This window comes from Pseudomonas sp. MF4836 (genome assembly GCF_002018875.1).
Taxonomy (GTDB): domain Bacteria; phylum Pseudomonadota; class Gammaproteobacteria; order Pseudomonadales; family Pseudomonadaceae; genus Aquipseudomonas.
The window spans coordinates 19,236-36,813 of record NZ_MVOL01000022.1; the positions used below are offsets into that span (position 1 = coordinate 19,236).

Sequence of the window (17,578 nt, forward strand, 5' to 3'; positions counted from 1 at the left end):
AGCTGACTTTGTGAGGTGGTGGAGCTTGCTGTGGCGAGGGAGCTTGCTCCCGCTGGGTCGCGCAGCGGCCCCAAGACCTGACGCCTCGGGTTTATGGGGGTGCATATCCATTGCTGCGGGTGTGGCGGCTATGGGTTCCGCTCTTACAGCGGCTCACTTTTGAAAAGCGCAAAAGTAAGCAAAACGCTCTTGCCCCACCACTCGGTGCCTCGCCTAGGCTCGGCATGCCCTCACTCCGGCATTGATCCGTGGGCCGCCGCAATGGGCCGTCCCTGGCCCAGTGCGGCTAACCCGGCGTCCTGCCGGGTTGCCCACGGCTCACTGCCTGCGTTCGGCCATCGTGGTTTAACGGGGCGCTTCAGATCAAAAGCAAAATCAAGAGCAAGACGGCGGCCTTCCGGCCGGCCTGATCGGGCCCTGTAAAACCCCATGCCCCCTCAGATGCACTCATTCACCCAAGCGCAACCCCAACAGCCCCCGCATCTGACAACTCAAAAAGCAGCCCCTCCACCGCCTCCCCCGGAGCCGACCCCAAATCAATCTTCACCCTGTACCCCTCCTCCGTCGCCTCCGGGTCCGACACAAAGTGCACCACACCTTGCAGCCCTTCTTCGGTAGGCGAGTTCTCATCCTCCCCATCGAACCACTCCAGGAACCAGGCCCGAACCACCTGTGAGGCCACCTCCCCACTCAAGCCCCGCACCTGCAACGGCAACCAGTCCCAACCAAACGGAGAAATGACCACCGCCGTCTGCCCAAGCTCAAAACGTACAGGCTCAAAGGCCAGCTCGGTTTCAGAGTCGACCTGCACCAGCTGCCCAGCCGAAACGCCCTCCGCTGCAATGACATCCACCCGACAGGGCGTGTCCATTGCCCCTTCAGTGGCCAATGAGCCATCGCTGTTTCTATAAGCCGGCTCAATATGCGACGCGCACTGCGCAGCGACACGTGACAGCGTTTCAACATAGGGTTTACGAATAGCGGCGAACAGTTCGGAGACGGTCATAAAACGGGTTGCTTCCTTAGCGTGGGCCGTTGATGGGGCGGCCATTGACGGGAGAATGGTGGGTGACTGAAAGGTCGGCGCAATAGTGCAATGGACGGCATGGGGGCGTCCATGAAAAGCCGGTTGGGGTTTTCTGGTGTAGGAAATATTGGGAGTCTTGCGGGATGGACTGTGCGTGAATATTGAGAAACATTGACCAGCAGCCTCTGATCAATAGCCTTCTACGAGAAGGAAGACTTAGAGCCGATTTCTGCCTGTCGCGAAGGGCTACAGTCGACCCAAAAGATCCTTTGCAGTCATCACTGAGCAAGCCTACCGATTCAGGCTTTTTCCTGCATAGGATCTCTAAAGTGTGAGGCGCGGTCGCTGCACAATGACTTGCCGTTTGCTGCATATCTGATGAATATCAATCATTGACGTCATCCTGGAGGCACACAGTGAAACCCGAAGAGCTGATCAGCGGAGCCGAAAATGTGATTGAAACTATTGGTTTCTGGCCATCGTTTCACGACGCAGAGGTGATCTCTTTTTTGGTATCGCGTGCCCTGCCGGACCAAGGTTCGGCTACGATCGCGAAGCTGTGCGTGCACTATCGAGAGCATGATGCGGTTGGCGTTGGGACGGCGGACTTTGAATACGGATGCCAGAAAAGTTTACTGGTTGAGCTGATATTCAGTGATATCCATGACCTTTCACTGACAGATTTCAATCATCAAAACGTGCTTGAATCAATTGATCTGAAGCGATTACAAGACTTATCGATTCTCGTGGAGATCGTCTCGATCTGGGGAATTGGCGGAAGCATTCGTTGCAACCATGTAGCCGTTGGAGCGGTAACGAATCTAATGTCCTGATCCTCGTCTGCTCTACTTTTTACTCAGCTTTACATTGTTTGGAAGGTCGCCAAGGAAGACTGGTGCGGCTTGAGGTCGAGCATGCTCCAGCCGTTTTCCCTTGGTGCTGATCGTCTACATTGATTCAGCTTCTCGGTTTTAGCAGGCTGGGTGAAGGTCAGCTTTGGATCGAGAGTAGTCTTTCGCCACTGGCGGCTTCTGGCCGATAGCGGTCGTTAACGAAGGACGGCTATCGGCCAAAAGCTGACGTTCAAGCCGATCAAACGTCACCCCACCAAACTTGAGCTATCTTTCCTGCGACTCACCAGCAAAAGGTGATCCCGCAAGTAAGGATGCTTTTATGAATCAATCACCCCATCGCCTGAACCTGTTCGCACTGACACTGCTCGGTGCACTGGCAACCACATCCCTGCTGGTGCCACCCAGCTACGCTGGCGAAGCTTCCGTTGCCGGGCCTGTCGCCGGCACCAAGGTCACCGAACCCTATGTGCGCATGATGGCGCGCGAAGCGTATTTCTGGGGTTGGCCGATGGCCAATATTTTCAACCGTCGCCAGGCCTTCAAAGACCTGCCCGAACCGGGCTTGATGGGTGGCATCGTTCCGGTCGCGCCGATCAATCGACTGTCGATGCTCAGTGATTACATTGATCCGGCGGAACGGCTGGTCGCATGCCCGAATCAGGATGTGGTGTACGGCGCGGGCAGCATCGCGCTGGATCTGGAACCGGTCGTGCTGCAAGTGCCGGACTTCGGCAGCCGTTTTTGGGTGTATCAGGTGGTGGATCTACGCTCCGATAGCTTTGCCGAACTCGGCAAGATGTACGGCAGCAAACCCGGCTTCTATCTGCTGGTTGGCCCTGACTGGAATGGCAAGGTGCCTGCGGGCATCACCAAAGTCTTTCGGGCACGTACCAGCACCGGCTTCGTGATTCCCCGAGTGTTCCAGGACGATACCGCAGCCGACCGCACAGCCATTCAAGCGTCGCTGTCGGGCGTGGACATGTACCCGTTGTCGCAATACGACGGCAAGATCAAACACCGGGACTGGGCGAAACTGCCAAAATTCCCCGCGCAGGCGGCGGGCAGCGGCGAAACCAAATGGGTGATGCCGGAGAAATTCTTCGACGAGTTGCCGGCGCTACTCAAGGACGCCAAACCGTTGCCGGGCGAAGAAGCCCGTTACGCGCAAATGGCCTCCCTCGCGGCCATCGCCAAGGCTGATCCGCAACTGAAGGCGGCGATGATCGATGAAGCGAAAAAAGCCGACAGCGAAGTGATCGATCCGCTGTTGCAGTTCCGCAACTACGGCCTGCAACTGCCGGATCACTGGAGCACCATCAGCAACGGTGCAGCGTTTGGCACCGACTACTTCAGCCGTACCGCCGTGGCACGCTCGAATATTTTCGTCAACCAACAGAAAGAGACCAAATACTTCTATCAGGATCTGGACAAGTCCGGCACGCGTCTCAATGGGCAGAACAGCTACTCCGTGACCTTTGCTAAGGGGCAACTGCCGCCGGTTAAAGGCTTCTGGTCGCTGACCCTGTACAACGAGCAGCACTTCTTTTCCCCGAATGACCTCAAGCGCTATTCGATCGGCACCAAGAACAAATCACTGCAGGCCAATGCCGATGGTTCGTTGACGATTTACGTGCAGAGCGAATCACCGGGCAAGGACAAGGAAAGCAATTGGCTGCCGACGCCCCAAGGTGCTGATTTCTCGCTGTACATCCGCGCCTACTGGCCTGAACCGGCCGCACTGAATGGCCAGTGGGTGCCCCCAGCCGTACTGAAAACCAATTGACCAGAACAGGACGTTCGCGATGAGCACATTTGCAAAATCACTGACTGCAACGGGCCTGGCCATCTCGATCAGCCTCAGCGCCCAGGCCGCCACGCACTATGAACAGTTGGCCGATCTGCCTTTTGCCGGCGGCTATCCAACACTAGAGGGCGTGGCGCAACTGCAAAACGAATTGCTTTTCCAGCGTGCCGTGCAGTCGTACATCTGGGCACTGCCGGCGTTGAACATGTACGCCATGAAAGAAGGTTCGGAAAAAGCCTTCGGTGCCGGCTACAACGTGCTGCCGATCTGGAAGGACCGCCTCAACGCCAAGACCCGCGTCACCACGCCCAATTCCGACGTGATCTATGCCATGGGCTATCTGGATCTCAAGCAGGACGGCCCGATGGTGATCGAAGTCCCGCCAGGCTTGCAGGGCATTCTCGATGACTTCTTCCAACGGCCGATCTGCTCCGAGGGCCAGATCGAAGGTCGCCAATGGTGTGGTGATGTCGGGCTGCCGGGACCGGATAAAGGCAAGGGTGCCAAGTATCTGGTGCTGCCACCGGACTACAAGGGCGAGGTACCGCCGGGCTACCTGACTTACCGCTCGCGCACTTACGGTGTGTTCGTGTTCTGGCGCGGATTCTTCAAGGACCCGAAACAACTGGCGGTACCGGTCGCAGTCATGGAGCAGACGCGCATCTATCCGCTGGGCAAACAGGCCACGGCCAAAGCGATGGAATTCCCCAACGCCTCGAAAACTCCGGTCAACATGCTCTACCCCTCCGACGGCAGTGCGTTCGACATGCTGTCGCGGTTCATCGATCACGAATACGTTGACCCGCAAGACATGGAAATGCGCGGCATGCTCGCCGCTCTGGGCATCGTCAAAGGCAAACCGTTCAAACCGGAGCCTGCCACCCGCGACCTGCTCGACAAGGCAGCGAAAACCGCGAGCAAGATCGGCCATGCCATTTCTTACACGCCGCAAACCATTGTCGCCAATGGCACCTGGTATCCGGATCGCAAGTGGTTGAACGTATTCCCCGGCAATGCGACGTTCACCGCCGACACCTTCAATTACATCGACCCGCGCACCGGTTTTTTCACCAATGCCTACTCGGCGAGTCCGGGAATGGCGGTGAACATGGAAAACGTCGGCGCCAAGTACCCGGCCACTTTCGTCGATGCCAAAGGCCAATTCCTGTCCGGCAGCAACAGCTACTCGCTGAACCTGCCCAAAGGCATTCCGGCGGCATTGTTCTGGTCGGTGACGGCGTATGACTCGATCACTGCATCAGGCCTGGATAACGGCCAGCCGTTCCCGTCGCTGAACACCATGGACAAGCCCGTCACCAACGCCGACGGCTCGATCGATGTGCATTTCGGCCCGAACTCACCGGGCGCCGGCAAAAACTGGATCAAAACCCTGCCTGGCGAAGGCTACTTCGTGATTCTGCGGTTATATGGCCCGACCAAGGCGTTCTTCGAGAAGGCATGGAAACCGGGGGATTTGATCAAGCAATGATCTGAACTGCGTCTGAACGACATGAATGCATGAATGCAATCATGTCTTCGGCGTTCTTGACCGACAGCTTTGGGTCGAGAGCAGTCTTTCGCCACTGGCGGCTTCTGGCCGATAGCGGCCTCTTGTATGTACTCAATGCCCGAAGGCAAACCACAGCTTAATCACCTATGTGTCGTCGCCACTGCTTCCACGACACACCTACTCAAACAATCTCAACCGATACCCAGTTGTCGCTCTCAATCACCCACCCTATAGTTCGCCCTCGCAGCAAAATCGCGAACGACCTTGGCCGGTCGGGATTACAACGCAGCATCAGCGTTCGACACACTCTTGCAGTCGCCTATCAGGTGCCCGCGACAGGATGTTATGACGGCTGTGCGCGGTGGATCCCAGGTCGGCACATACCCGCACAATCGTCATTTCCCTCGTAGCCGGCACCTCAGGTGATTGCTCCATGCATAGGAGCTGCACCGATGATTGACCAAGCACTCTCGCGCTTTACCGCCGTCGACACCCACGACGCCGATCAAGCGGTTTTCTACCTCGACACCCAAGCCTCCCTGAACGATCTGGCCAGCAGTGCGGCCCATCGTTTCACTGTGGTGCGGGATCTGATGGACACGCTGTCCACGCTTAATCTGAAAGATATTTCCGACTGTGATCTGACGCGGATCACTCGTGGGGTGCATCTGCTCACCCGGGAAGGGTGCGCGGTGTTGGAGGTGATTCAGTGGCGTACGGGACAAGAGCTCTGATGCGCCTGAAGTATCACGGCGCAGCCTCGTGCCTCGGCGCGGCTACAGGCTCTGTAGCCGCTGGCGTTCGGATGACGGCCAATACCAAAACGCACCGGCTCACAGGCCCGCTAACCGGCGAGTGCGGCTTCGATGGCCGCGATGTCTATCTTGGTCATGGTCATCATGGCGTCGAAAGCGCGCTTGGCCGCCGCGGGATCGGGGTCGATGATCGCGGCGGTCAACACACGGGGCGTGATCTGCCATGACACGCCCCACTTGTCCTTGCACCAGCCACAGACGCTTGCCTGGCCTCCGTTGGTGACAATCGCGTTCCACAAGCGGTCCGTTTCGGCCTGGTCGTCGGTCGCCACCTGGAATGAAAAAGCCTCGTTATGGGTGATCCCCGCCCCGCCGTTCAATCCGAGGCAAGGGAGGCCCATGACCGTGAACTCGACCGTTATGACATCGCCCTGCTTGCCCGCCGGGTAGTCGCCAGGCGCGTGATGAACGGCGATTACGGCGCTGTCCGGGAAGGTCTGGGCGTAGAACTGCGCAGCGTCTTGCGCGGTGCCGTTGTACCAGAGGCAGATGGTGTTTTTGTTGAGCATTTTTCTTCTCCAGAATCAGGCCTGATACCTTCACTCCAGCCGCGCTGAACCTAGGCACATCCACAGGCGAACCCTAAGTGTTGTACAAAGCGCGGTTTTTTCAAAAATCGACCCCTTGCAGCCCCTTACAACCGGCAGCCGTTGGCCGAAAGCGCTTTGATGTTTGCCAAGACGCCTGAACGATACTTTCCGATACATAACTCCAGACACACAATTCAACCTGCGTTACCATGCGCCTAGAGTTATAAAGCACCCCTCACCCCGATAAGGAGATGGAGGTGCAAAGCAGACAGCTGATCAAGGAGCTTGAAGCCGCAGGATGGGTACTGGACCGGGTTACCGGAAGCCACCATCTTTTCAAGCATCCCTACCGGCCCGAGACCGTTCCGGTGCCGCCCCCGAAAAAGGACCTGCCACGGGGCACGGTCAGGGCCATCCGGAAACTGCCTGGACTGATATAGCCCTTCAGCCTTCATCTATTGAGGAAATCCCCGTGCAATATCCCATCTGCATCGAGTGGGGCGACGAACAGACGGCCACCGGCATCCAGATTCCCGACATTCCTGGAGCCGTCACCGCTGGCGACAGCTTCGAGTCCGCGTACGGCGCCGCCATGGAAATCGCCCACATCATGCTCGAAGAACTGGCCCGTGCAGGACACGCCATTCCCCTGCCCACCTCCATCGGCCAGCACCGCGCCAACCCCGATTTCGCGGGGATGGGCTGGGGCATGCTGGACATCGACGTCGCGCCTTACCTGGGCAAAACCGAGAAGGTCAACGTGACCTTGCCCGGGTACGTGATTCAACGGATCGACCGGTTCGTGCGAGAGCACAACATCAAGAGCCGGTCGTCTTTTCTGGCGGATGCGGCGATGGAGAAATTGGGGCGTTGAGGATTGGGGGGCGTTCGGACGGTGGCAGTAGCAGATGTGTTGGGCGTCGGTAAGGGCCAGCGCAGGCTCGGCAGCGGCGACAGAGCGACGCACCAGGCCGGCCGGAAGGCCGCCGTCTTGCCCTTGATTTTGATTTTGATTTTGATCTGAAGCGCCCCGTTAAACCACGATGGCCGAACGCAGGCAGTGAGCCGTGGGCAACCCGGCAGGACGCCGGGTTAGCCGCGCTGGGCCAGGGATGGCCCATCGCGGCGGCCCACGGATCACTGCCGGAGTGAGGGCATGCCGAGCCTAGGCGAGGCACCGAGTGGTGGGGCAAGAGCGTTTTGCTTACTTTTGCGCTGTTCAAAAGTGAGCCGCCGTAAGGGCGGAACCCTTAGCCGCCACACCCGCAGCAATGGATATGCACCCCCATAAAACCGAGGAGCCAGGTCTTGGGGCCGCTACGCGGCCCAGCGGGAGCAAGCTCCCTCGCCACAGGGGTAAGGCAGGCCGGCCGGAGGGCCGCCTGGGAGCCCCAAATCACTGCACCGGCAAAAAATTCATGAACAGCAAACTCTGCGCATAATTCAACCCAATCCGCCGATACCGCTCATCCAACATCTGCGTCAGCAAATCCAACCGCGCCACAATCTTCCCAAACTCAACCGCAAAACTCAGGTTACTGCCCTCCTCCGAAATCTCATTGGAAAACAACAACAGCACCCCATTGGCATCCTGCCGCTGGCTCAACAACCAAGTGGCCTTCTCAATATTGCGCGCCGCATTGCTGACAAACTGCGGATCAATCGCATCAGTCATATAAAACTCGGTGCGCCCCCCATGGGCCGTCACCAGCATGCTGCCGATGGCATAGATAAACGCCCCGACCCGATCCCCCTGGAATTCCGGGCTCAGGGAATAACTCAAGGCCGCCAGATCCCGGCGATTGCCCAATGAAGGCAGCGGCTGGCGCTTTTCGATGGCGTTGCGGATTTCGCGCTGGGCGGTGGTGCCGTCGGGGTAGCCCGATTTGCGCCACTGCGCCGGGTTGCGCAGGTACAGCTTGCCCATCAGCAGGTACAGGCTTTGTAGGTTGTCGCGCATGCCCAGGGTGGCCATGCGGTCGACGCTGGTCTGGAAGAATTCGTCGGGTTTGCCTTTACGAAACTGTTCCGCGATATCGCGTCCTTGCTGCTGGCTGCAGCCACTGGAACAGAGCACCAACAGCCCTGCCAACAGCAGGGGGCGGCGCAGCAATTGCTTCATGCAAAAGAAGGGGGCGTAGGCCATCGGCACCGGGTCAATATTCACTGGCATAGCTGGGGATCAGCGCGGCCTGGCCATGAATAGAGCGGCAAAACCTAAAAAAGTGCGATGGCCACCCACGGCCATCGCCAAATCGCCCGCTTGGGCGTGCTACACGCGACCCGGTGAAACGATGATTTTCACGTTGTGTTCCTTGTTGTTGACCAGCTCCTCAAAGCCCTGGCCAACGATCTCTTCCAGTTGGATGCGCCCGGTCACCAGCGGCGTGATGTCCAGGCGGCCGTCGGCGATAAAGGCAATCACATCGGCGAATTCGCCGTTGTAGGCCAGGGAGCCCAGCACCTGTTTCTCGGTGGCCACCAGCTCGAAGAAGTTGAACTCGCTGGGCTCTTCGAAGATGCCCACCAGCACGCATTTGCCGGCCTTGCGGATCAGGTCGATGGCCAGCTTGGCCGTACGTTTGTTGCCGATGCATTCAAAGCTGACATCGGCCCCCAGGCCGCCGGTGAGGCGCTTGACCTCGGCCAGGGCGTCGCATTCCTTGGGGTCGAGCACGTGGGTGGCGCCGACTTCCAGGGCCTTGGCCTTGCGTGCGCCGGACATTTCCAGGGCAATGACCTGGGCCGCGCCGGCGGCCTTGGCGCACATGATGGTGCACAGGCCGATGGTCCCGGCGCCGACCACCACCACGTTCTGCCCCAGCAGGTTGCCGGCCTTTTTCACCGCGTGCATGCCCACCGCCAAGGGCTCGATCAGCGCCCCGGCTTCGGCCGGGAAGTTGGCCGGCAATTTGTACAGCAGGTTGGCCGGCACGTTGACCAGTTCGGCAAAAGCGCCGTTGTTCATCAACCCGGTGAAGGCCAGGTTTTCGCAGATGTTGTACAGGCCGTGGGTGCAGTAATAACAGGTGCCGCAGTGCTGGCAGGCATCGGCCGCCACCGGCTCGCCGACGCTGAAGCCCTGGACCCCGGCACCGAGCTCGACGATCTCGCCGCAGAACTCATGGCCAAGGATGCACTGGCCTTTGATGCCGGTCAGCGGGTGCGGCGCATCCACCGGGATGAAGACCGGGCCGGCCACGTATTCATGCAGGTCGGAACCGCAGATCCCGCACCACTCGACGCGGATCTGCACCCAGCCGGCCGGTGGCGCGCCCGGCAGCGGCACGTCTTCGACGCGGATGTCGTTGCGGCCATGCCACACGGCGGCACGCATGCTTTGAGTCGATTTGAGAGAAACACCCATCTTGGCTACTCCTTATTGTTATAGGGCTGCGCAGCCAGGGGGCCGGCGCAGCCATCACGGGCTTCAGTGCTGGCGGATAAACTCCAGCACCAGCCGGTTGACCTGTTCCGCCGCTTCCATCTGCACCATGTGCGCCTGGCCCGGCAGGATCTCGATCTGCGCCGCCAGGCCCTGGCTGTGGGCCGCCGGGATGATCGCGTCATCACTGCCCCAGATCACCAGCACCGGTTGCGCGCCGTCCTGGACCACGGCTCGCAGGTCGAGCTGTTGCCGGCCTTCGCCGAACAGGTTCGCCGCCAGTTGCCGCAGGGCGCTGTCCACCCCTTCCAGGCGCTTGTACTTGAGCATGTCTTCGAGCATCTGCCGGTTGACCAGTTCGGCGTTGGAGAACAGCTGCATCAGCGGCGCCTTCAAGGCGTTGCGGTTGGCCGCCTCGACGAATCCCTGCAGGTAGCTGCCATTGATTTCCGTGCCCAGGCCGGCGCTGCCGATCAGGGTCAGCGAGCGCACCCGCTGCGGGGACAGGCGCGCGGCGTTGAGGCACACCGCACCGCCCATGGAATGGCCCACCAGGTGCGCCTCGGGGATATCCAGGTGATCGAGCAGCGCCAGCAGCACGCCACTCAGTTCATCCAGGTCGCCGCGCTGCAACTGCTTGGCCGACTCACCATGGCCCGGCAGGTCGAGGGCGATCACCCGGCGCCCGGCGGCCAGGGCTTCATGGTTGAACAGCCAGTTGTTGAGGTCGCCGCCAAAACCGTGCACCAGCACCAGCGGCACACCGCCTTCGCCGCGCTCGAAATAGCGCACCAGGCGCCCGTCCAGTTCGACTTTCTGGGGCTTGGGTCCGCTGTCTTCTTCAGCACCGGCACCGGGCACGAAGTCGGCCTGGAACTGCTCGATCACCGCGTCGATCTCGGCGTCGCTGACGTCGCCCTCGACCACGATGCCGAGCAAGGCGCCGACGGACAGGGTTTCGTCCTGGCGGGCAATCTGGCGCCGCAGCACGCCGGAGAACGGCGCCTCGACGCTGCTGGAGATCTTGTCGGTCTCGACGTCCAGCACTTCATCGCCCTTGGTGATGGCCTGGCCTTCTTCCTTGAGCCAGGCATCGACCCGGCCCTCGGTCATCGACAGGCCCCACTTGGGCATGGTCAGGGTATGGATCTGGCTCATCAGCGCTTGCTCCATTCGATGACTTTGAGCACGGCGTTTTCGATCTTCGCCGCGTCGGGGATGTACAGGTCTTCCAGGGCATCGGAGAACGGCACCGGGGTGTGCGGCGCGGTGACCATTTCAATCGGTGCCTTGAGCGCACCAAAGGCTTTTTGCGCCACCAGGGCCGAGATATCGGTGGCCATGGAGCAGCGCGGGTTGGCTTCGTCGATGACCACCAGACGCCCGGTCTTCTCCACGCTTTCGAGGATGCTGTCTTCATCCAGCGGGCTGGTGGTGCGCAGGTCGATGACCTCGCAATCGATGCCGCGCCCGGCCAGGCTGCGCGCCGCGTCCATCGCGGTGTTGACCGTGCGCCCGTAGGAGACCAGGGTCACGTCCTTGCCGTCGCGCAGGAAGTTGGCCTCGCCGAAGGGGATGGTGTAGAGCTCTTCCGGCACTTCGCCCTGCATGCTGTAGAGCATTTTGTGCTCGCAGAAAATCACCGGGTCGTTGTCGCGAATGGCCTGGATCAACAAGCCCTTGGCATCGTAGGGCGAGGATGGGCAGACCACTTTCAGCCCGGGGATGTGGGTCCACAGCGAGGTCAGCATTTGCGAGTGCTGGGCCGCCGCGCGCAGCCCGGCGCCGACCATGGTGCGGATCACCAGCGGGGTGGCCGCCTTGCCGCCGAACATGTAGCGGAATTTGGCCGCCTGGTTGAGGATCTGGTCCAGGCAGCAGCCGGCGAAGTCGACGAACATCAACTCGCACACCGGGCGCACGCCGCAGGTGGCCGCGCCGACCGCCGCGCCGACATAGCCCAGCTCCGACAGCGGGGTGTCGAGCACGCGCCCGGGGAACTGGTGGTACAGGCCTTTGGTCACGCCCAGCACCCCGCCCCAGGCGTCGTTTTCACCGGGGGCACCGGCACCGCCGGCGACGTCTTCACCCATGATGAACACGCTGGGGTCGCGGCGCATTTCCTGGGCCAGGGCTTCGTTGATGGCCTGCTGATAACTGATTTTTCTCGCCATGATAGAGGTCTCGATTCTTGTTATAGGGAGTATTCAGGGGTAGGAGACGTAGACGTCGGTGAGCAGGTCGGCGGGGCTCGGCTTGGGGTCGGACTTGGCCTTGCGCACGGCGTTTTCGATCAGCAGTTCGACCTCGTGGTCGATCTGGTCCAGCTGGCTGGCCTGGACCAGCCCGGCGCGGGTGCTGCGCTCGCGGAACTGCATCAGGCAGTCGTTGTGCTCGCGAAAATGCTTGACCTCATCCGGCGCGCGGTAGGTCTGGGCATCGCCTTCGAAGTGGCCGTAATAGCGGGTCAGCTTGACCTCGATCAGCGATGGCCCCTCCCCGGCCCGGGCCCGTTCCACGGCCGCGCCGGCGGCTTCGTGCACGGCAAAGAAGTCAAAGCCGTCGACCGTGACCCCGGGCATGCCAAAGCCGGCGGCGCGGTCGGCGATGTGGTCGCAGGCCACCGACCAGTTGGAGGCCGTAGCCTCGGCGTAACCGTTGTTCTCGGCGATGAACAGGCACGGCAGGTTCCACACCGAGGCCATGTTCATGGCCTCGAACACCGCGCCCTCGTTGGAGCCGCCATCGCCGAAAAACACCACCGCCACGCTGTCGGTGCCCTTGAGTTTGGCGGCCAGGGCCGCGCCCACCACCAGTGGCGCGCCGGCGCCGACAATGCCGTTGGCGCCGAGCATGCCCTTCTCGAAATCGGCGATGTGCATGGAGCCGCCCTTGCCCTGGCAGACCCCGGTTTTCTTGCCGTAGATCTCGGCCATCATCCCGTACACGTCCACGCCCTTGGCGATGCAATGGCCGTGGCCGCGGTGGTTGGAGGCGATGCAATCATCGTCGCCCAGGTGGGCCATGACGCCTGCGGCCGAGGCTTCTTCGCCGGCATACAGGTGGACGAAACCGGGGATCTCGCCGGTGGCGAACTCCACGTGCAGGCGCTCTTCGAAGGCACGGATGGTGCGCATCACCTGGTAGGCATGCAGCAACTGATCAGAGGTCAAAGGTGTCGACATTTTTATTCTCCAGGAGTGTCTTGGTGCTGAAGGTTCACGGGGTGTTGCGGGTGTTCGCGACCGATGGCCAACAGGCGCTCTTGCGCCGTGAACGCCAGGGCCGCCTGGACATCGATGCTCAGCGGGCCGCCGCCATCGAGGGTGACCGTGGGTCGGTCATGCAGGTTGAATTCGATTTCGCGCTCGCCATCCAGGGCCAGGGTGCCGCTGGGCAGGGACAGGGGCCGGGGCACCCCGGTTTGCAGGTAACCGGCGTCGCGCACCCCGCAGCCCTGCAACAACCCCGGAGCCAGGGGCACCAGCAGAGCCTGGGGCGCATGGGGGTCCAGGCGCATCCAGGCGCCGTAGGGTTCCTGGCGGGTGACCGGCAGCCACAGCCCGCACAGGGCAGACAGGCCGATGGACTGGGGCTCGGCAAAGGTCACGAAGACCTCGGCCAGGTCCGCCGCACGGCTGATGGCCCGAGCGCCGATAAAGGGCAGCGAGGACACCGCCACGTCCACCAGGGCGATCTCGTGCAGGCCCCGTGCGGGCTCGCGCACCAGCAGCCGTTTGTTGCGCCGCAGGGCGATTTCGGCCGGGATCCGCCCGCTGGCGAACAGCCCGCCGGCCAGCCCGGCGCTGGTGGCTTCGCGCAGTTCGGGGAAGGCGTTGTTGGTGCCGGTGGACAGGGTCAGCAGCGGAATATCGCCGACCTCGGCGGCCACCGCCTTGTGGGTGCCGTCGCCCCCGAGCACGGCAATCAGCGCCACGCCGCGCTCGGCCATCCAGCGTGCGGCCTTGCGCGTGTCTTCGACGCTCTGGCGCAGGGTCAGGTCGAGAAACTCCAGCGCCGGCCAATGGCTGTCCCGGGCCTGGCGGCTGTGGCTGTTTTTCTGCACCGCGGCGGCGATGCCGGTCATGTCGGTGGGCATCAGCACCCGTTCGATACCGGTGGCGCCAAACGCCGCCAGCAAGCGCTGGATCACCGAGACTTTGTCGGTGCTGGAAAACAGCCCGGCATTGGCGGTCAGGCGGCGCACGTCGCGCCCCGAGGCCGGGTTGGCGATGATGCCCACGGTCAAGGGCAAACGGCTCATGCAGCCACCCCGGGCACAACAGCGAACGAACCTTGAGCGAACGACATAGGGCACCTCTTCTTATTATCTGGCCAGTCAGGCTGGGTATCAGAGCTAGAGCAAGGCCGGTGCCAGGTTGCGAAAAACCCCCGAAAAAGCCCGGGCCAGAGCCTCGCGCAAGCGATGGCCGAGTGGCATCGGAAGACACCGGCTGAGACGCTGCATGTCAGGCTGCACGGGGCCTGGACGAGACCTTGAGACGTTGCGTCTCACCCCGACCCGCGATCAGAGGGCGCTTGTCGGCGGCCGGTGTTCGGCGCTTAATGCCCGCACAACGATAAGAAGCTGGAACCGGAGGCCCTCATGCTTTGCGCACACTCAAAGGCGCATGTGGATTGCGTCAGCCGTGTCTTGAGAAACGCCGAACACCTGCCGCAATTGCCGGTCTCGGACCTGATCCTCGATTCCTGGCGCCGCTCCATGGAGCAACATCACCTGGACCCAGGCTCGCTGCAGGGGCCACGGATCCTTTCGCAGAATGTGCTGCAGGAATGCCGCGAGCGTTCCGAGCTGTTTCTGCGCATCGCCAGCGAAGAGGTCGCGCGCCTGCACGGCCGGGTGCGCGACGCCGACTATTGCGTGCTGCTCACCGACGCCCAGGGCCAGACCATCGACTACCGGGTCGAAAGCACCATCCGCAATGATTGCCGCAAGGCCGGGCTGTACCTGGGCACCTGCTGGTCCGAGGGCGAGGAAGGCACCTGCGGCGTGGCCGCAGTCCTCACCGCCCGGGCCCCGGTGACGGTGCACAAGCGCGACCATTTTCGCGCCGCCTTTATCGGCCTGACCTGCTCCGCCGCGCCGGTCTTCGACCCCCAGGGCGAACTGCTCGGGGTGCTCGATGTGTCGGCGGTGCGCTCCCCGGACGAGCGCCGCTCCCAGCACCTGATCCGGCAGATGGTGGTGCAGAGCGCACGGGAGATCGAACAGGCGTTTTTCATGAGCAGCGCCCAGGGCTTCTGGGTGCTGCGGGCCCACCACAGCCCGGGCTATGTCGACAGCCAGCCGGACTACCTGCTGGCCTGGGACGACGATGGCCGCCTGCACGCGCTGAACCCGGCGGCGCGCCAGTGGTTATTGCAGGGGCTGGGGCGCCTGCCGGAGCACATCGGCCAGGTGTTCGACCAACAGTCGCTGCACCGGGCCCGGGATGAGTCGCTGTGCCTGCTGCCCTGCCTGGGCGGCCGCCAGGCGCTGCACGGGCGCCTGAGTGCGCCGCGGCGCGTCAACCGCAATCGCCAGCGCCTGGCCCTGGCGCCAGCCGAACTCGACCCGCGCCTGGCCGAAAGCCTGCGCCTGGCGGTACGGGTCAAGGACCGCAACCTGCCGGTGCTGATCCAGGGTGAAACCGGCTCCGGCAAGGAGGTGTTTGCCCGCCAGGTGCACCAGGCCAGCCAACGCCGCGAGCGGCCGTTCGTGGCGGTGAACTGCGCGGCGATCCCGGAAAGCCTGATTGAAAGCGAGTTGTTCGGGTATGTCGCCGGGGCTTTTACCGGGGCGTCGAACAAGGGCATGCAGGGCCTGTTGCAACAGGCCGATGGCGGCACGCTGTTTCTCGACGAAATCGGCGATATGCCCCTGGCGTTGCAGACCCGGCTGCTGCGGGTGCTGTCCGAGGGCGAAGTGGCGCCGCTGGGGGCTTCGCGGCGCAAGGCCGTGGATATCCAGGTGGTGTGCGCCAGTCACCGTGACCTGGAGCAGTTGGTGGCGGCGGGCGAGTTTCGCGAGGACCTGTATTTTCGTTTGGGCGGCGCACGCTTTCAGTTGCCGCCGTTGCGCGAGCGCAGCGATCGCCTGGCGCTGATCCAGCGCATTGTGCAGGAAGAGTCGCAGCTGTGCGGGGCGCCGGTGCAGCTGGGCAGCGCCGCCCTGGAATGCCTGCTGGGTTACCGCTGGCCGGGCAATGTGCGCCAGTTGCGGCATGTGCTGCGCTACGCCTGTGCGGTGTGCGAGGACGACCTGATCCAGCTGCGGGATTTGCCCGAACAGTTGCAAGGCCTGGCACTGGACGGCACACCCCTCGACAGCCCGGCCGAGCGCCACGCCAGCCCGGAACGCCAGGCCCTGCTCGACGCCCTGGTGCGCCACCGCTGGAAACCCCTGCCCGCCGCCAAGGCCTTGGGCATCTCCCGCGCCACCCTGTACCGCCGCGTGCACCAGCACGGCATCGAAATGCCCGGCCGAAGCCTGTAGCCGCTGGTGACAGCCCTGATTGGCGCCGTATTGCTGCGGCGTTCGGCCGGCCAGCGCAGCCTCGCGCCTCGGCAGCGGCTACAGGGTGTGGGGTTGGAAACGGGCGCGGTAGCGGCCGGGGCTTTCGCCGGTCCATTTCTTGAAGGCGCGGTGGAAGGCGCTGGGTTCCTGGAAGCCGGTCTGCTCGGCGATTTCGCCGATGCTGGTGGCGCTGTTGCGCAGCAGTTGCACGGCCATGCCGCGGCGCACTTCGTCCTTGATTTCCTGGTACGAACAGCCCTCCCGCTCCAGGCGCCGGCGCAGGGTGCTGGGGCTCATTTGCAGCTCGCCGGCAAAGGCATCCAGGGTCGGCCACTGGCTGTAGTGGCTGCGCCGCAACCGCTGGTGAACCTGGGTCGCCAACCCATGCTGATTGCGAAAGCGGATCACCAGCCACTGCGGCGCGCTGCGTAAAAACACCTTGAGCGAGGCCAGGTCCTGGACCACCGGCAAGCGCAGAAAGCGGCTGGCAAATTCGATCTCGGTGCGCTCGGCGCCAAAACTCAAATTCGGCCCCCAGAGCAACGCGTCGTCGCTCAAGGACAAACGCGTCTGACGAAAATCCGCGCGGTCGATGGGGATACGCCGCCCGCCCAGCCAACACAGCAGGCTGATCATCAGCACCAGGAAGGTCTCTTCGCCAAAACGCCGCGCGTCCGGGTCCGTGGCAGTGGTGTGCAGGCTGATCACCGCACGCTTGCCGCGCACGCTGAGGCTGCCGTGAAAGTCCTTGAGGAACAGCCCGAAATTGGCCAGGCACTGGCGCAGTGCCTTGCCCAGGTCGGGCTCCTGGATCAGCGCGCGGCAGATCAGGGCGAAACTGCCGACGGGCATGCCATGGGCATCGAGCTGGAAGAACTCGTCCTGCAACTCGCGGATCTGAATCAGCCACAACGCGGCAAACGCACTGGCCGGCACCCGGGCGTGGGGCTGCTCCATCAACGACGGGTCGATGCCGGCCTCGGCCAGTACCGCCGCCAGGCGCTGGGGCTGATCACGCAGCCCGTGGATCATGGCGTGCACGAAATACGCCGCGACCGAATCCTTTTCCCGCATCAAAGCCGGTTCTCCCCATCAGCCGAATGGCAAAAAACGCCAGCATCGCTGAACAGTTATGG

At 62.3% G+C, this 17,578-nt stretch carries 16 protein-coding genes; 7 read left to right on the forward strand and 9 right to left on the reverse strand.

What is annotated here, in order from left to right; all coding sequences use genetic code 11:
- Positions 1 to 451: 451 nt before the first annotated feature.
- Entirely contained in the window at positions 452 to 1,006 is a 555-nt protein-coding gene (locus MF4836_RS32465) for a hypothetical protein (RefSeq protein WP_078473793.1), read from the reverse strand.
- Between the two features lie 437 nt (positions 1,007 to 1,443).
- Here MF4836_RS32465 and MF4836_RS32470 point away from each other — a divergent pair, with 437 nt between their 5' ends.
- From MF4836_RS32470 to MF4836_RS32485, 4 genes are all read left to right on the forward strand, one after another.
- Positions 1,444 to 1,860: an Imm50 family immunity protein gene (locus MF4836_RS32470; RefSeq protein WP_161955780.1), complete on the forward strand. Its 417-nt coding sequence runs from the start codon at positions 1,444 to 1,446 to the stop codon at positions 1,858 to 1,860.
- Positions 1,861 to 2,200: 340 nt separating this feature from the next.
- Positions 2,201 to 3,664 (forward strand): DUF1254 domain-containing protein, encoded by a 1,464-nt coding sequence (locus MF4836_RS32475; protein ID WP_102047965.1) that lies wholly within the window; start codon positions 2,201 to 2,203, stop codon positions 3,662 to 3,664.
- A gap of 19 nt (positions 3,665 to 3,683) precedes the next feature.
- Entirely contained in the window at positions 3,684 to 5,174 is a 1,491-nt protein-coding gene (locus tag MF4836_RS32480) for a DUF1254 domain-containing protein (protein ID WP_078473795.1), read from the forward strand.
- A gap of 473 nt (positions 5,175 to 5,647) precedes the next feature.
- Positions 5,648 to 5,929: a hypothetical protein gene (locus tag MF4836_RS32485; protein ID WP_078473796.1), complete on the forward strand. Its 282-nt coding sequence runs from the start codon at positions 5,648 to 5,650 to the stop codon at positions 5,927 to 5,929.
- 110 nt (positions 5,930 to 6,039) lie between these two features.
- Here the strand turns inward: MF4836_RS32485 and MF4836_RS32490 are convergent, their stop codons facing one another.
- Positions 6,040 to 6,519 carry a VOC family protein gene (locus MF4836_RS32490; RefSeq protein WP_020300027.1) on the reverse strand — a complete coding sequence of 160 codons (480 nt, stop codon included), beginning with the start codon at positions 6,517 to 6,519 and terminating at the stop codon, positions 6,040 to 6,042.
- 278 nt (positions 6,520 to 6,797) lie between these two features.
- Here MF4836_RS32490 and MF4836_RS32495 point away from each other — a divergent pair, with 278 nt between their 5' ends.
- Together MF4836_RS32495 and MF4836_RS32500 are read left to right on the forward strand one after the other, a co-directional pair.
- Entirely contained in the window at positions 6,798 to 6,980 is a 183-nt protein-coding gene (locus MF4836_RS32495; protein ID WP_078473836.1) for a type II toxin-antitoxin system HicA family toxin, read from the forward strand.
- 32 nt (positions 6,981 to 7,012) lie between these two features.
- Complete coding sequence (locus MF4836_RS32500; protein WP_078473797.1) at positions 7,013 to 7,414, forward strand: type II toxin-antitoxin system HicB family antitoxin; 402 nt, start codon at positions 7,013 to 7,015, stop codon at positions 7,412 to 7,414.
- A 522-nt stretch (positions 7,415 to 7,936) separates the two neighbouring features.
- Here the strand turns inward: MF4836_RS32500 and MF4836_RS32510 are convergent.
- The 6 genes from MF4836_RS32510 to MF4836_RS32535 all read right to left on the reverse strand — a co-directional run bounded on the left by MF4836_RS32510 (position 7,937) and on the right by MF4836_RS32535 (position 14,189).
- Positions 7,937 to 8,686, reverse strand: coding sequence for a hypothetical protein (locus tag MF4836_RS32510; protein WP_102047966.1), 750 nt, complete (start codon positions 8,684 to 8,686; stop codon positions 7,937 to 7,939).
- A 126-nt stretch (positions 8,687 to 8,812) separates the two neighbouring features.
- Positions 8,813 to 9,877 carry a 2,3-butanediol dehydrogenase gene (locus tag MF4836_RS32515; protein ID WP_238596245.1) on the reverse strand — a complete coding sequence of 355 codons (1,065 nt, stop codon included), beginning with the start codon at positions 9,875 to 9,877 and terminating at the stop codon, positions 8,813 to 8,815.
- A gap of 93 nt (positions 9,878 to 9,970) precedes the next feature.
- Positions 9,971 to 11,083, reverse strand: coding sequence for an acetoin dehydrogenase dihydrolipoyllysine-residue acetyltransferase subunit (locus MF4836_RS32520; protein ID WP_078473799.1), 1,113 nt, complete (start codon positions 11,081 to 11,083; stop codon positions 9,971 to 9,973).
- Positions 11,083 to 12,099, reverse strand: a complete 1,017-nt coding sequence (locus MF4836_RS32525; protein WP_078473800.1) for an alpha-ketoacid dehydrogenase subunit beta — start codon at positions 12,097 to 12,099, stop codon at positions 11,083 to 11,085. The genes MF4836_RS32520 and MF4836_RS32525 overlap by 1 nt, the downstream gene beginning before the upstream one ends.
- A 33-nt stretch (positions 12,100 to 12,132) precedes the next feature.
- Positions 12,133 to 13,110, reverse strand: coding sequence for a thiamine pyrophosphate-dependent dehydrogenase E1 component subunit alpha (locus tag MF4836_RS32530; protein WP_020300038.1), 978 nt, complete (start codon positions 13,108 to 13,110; stop codon positions 12,133 to 12,135).
- A 2-nt stretch (positions 13,111 to 13,112) separates the two neighbouring features.
- Positions 13,113 to 14,189 carry an ATP-NAD kinase family protein gene (locus tag MF4836_RS32535; protein ID WP_078473801.1) on the reverse strand — a complete coding sequence of 359 codons (1,077 nt, stop codon included), beginning with the start codon at positions 14,187 to 14,189 and terminating at the stop codon, positions 13,113 to 13,115.
- Between the two features lie 342 nt (positions 14,190 to 14,531).
- Between MF4836_RS32535 and MF4836_RS32540 the strand changes: the two genes are divergently transcribed.
- Positions 14,532 to 16,421, forward strand: a complete 1,890-nt coding sequence (locus tag MF4836_RS32540; protein WP_078473802.1) for a sigma-54-dependent Fis family transcriptional regulator — start codon at positions 14,532 to 14,534, stop codon at positions 16,419 to 16,421.
- A gap of 78 nt (positions 16,422 to 16,499) precedes the next feature.
- On the opposite strand, the gene MF4836_RS32545 is transcribed toward MF4836_RS32540, so the two are convergent.
- Positions 16,500 to 17,516, reverse strand: coding sequence for an AraC family transcriptional regulator (locus tag MF4836_RS32545; protein ID WP_078473803.1), 1,017 nt, complete (start codon positions 17,514 to 17,516; stop codon positions 16,500 to 16,502).
- Between the last annotated feature and the right edge of the window lie 62 nt (positions 17,517 to 17,578).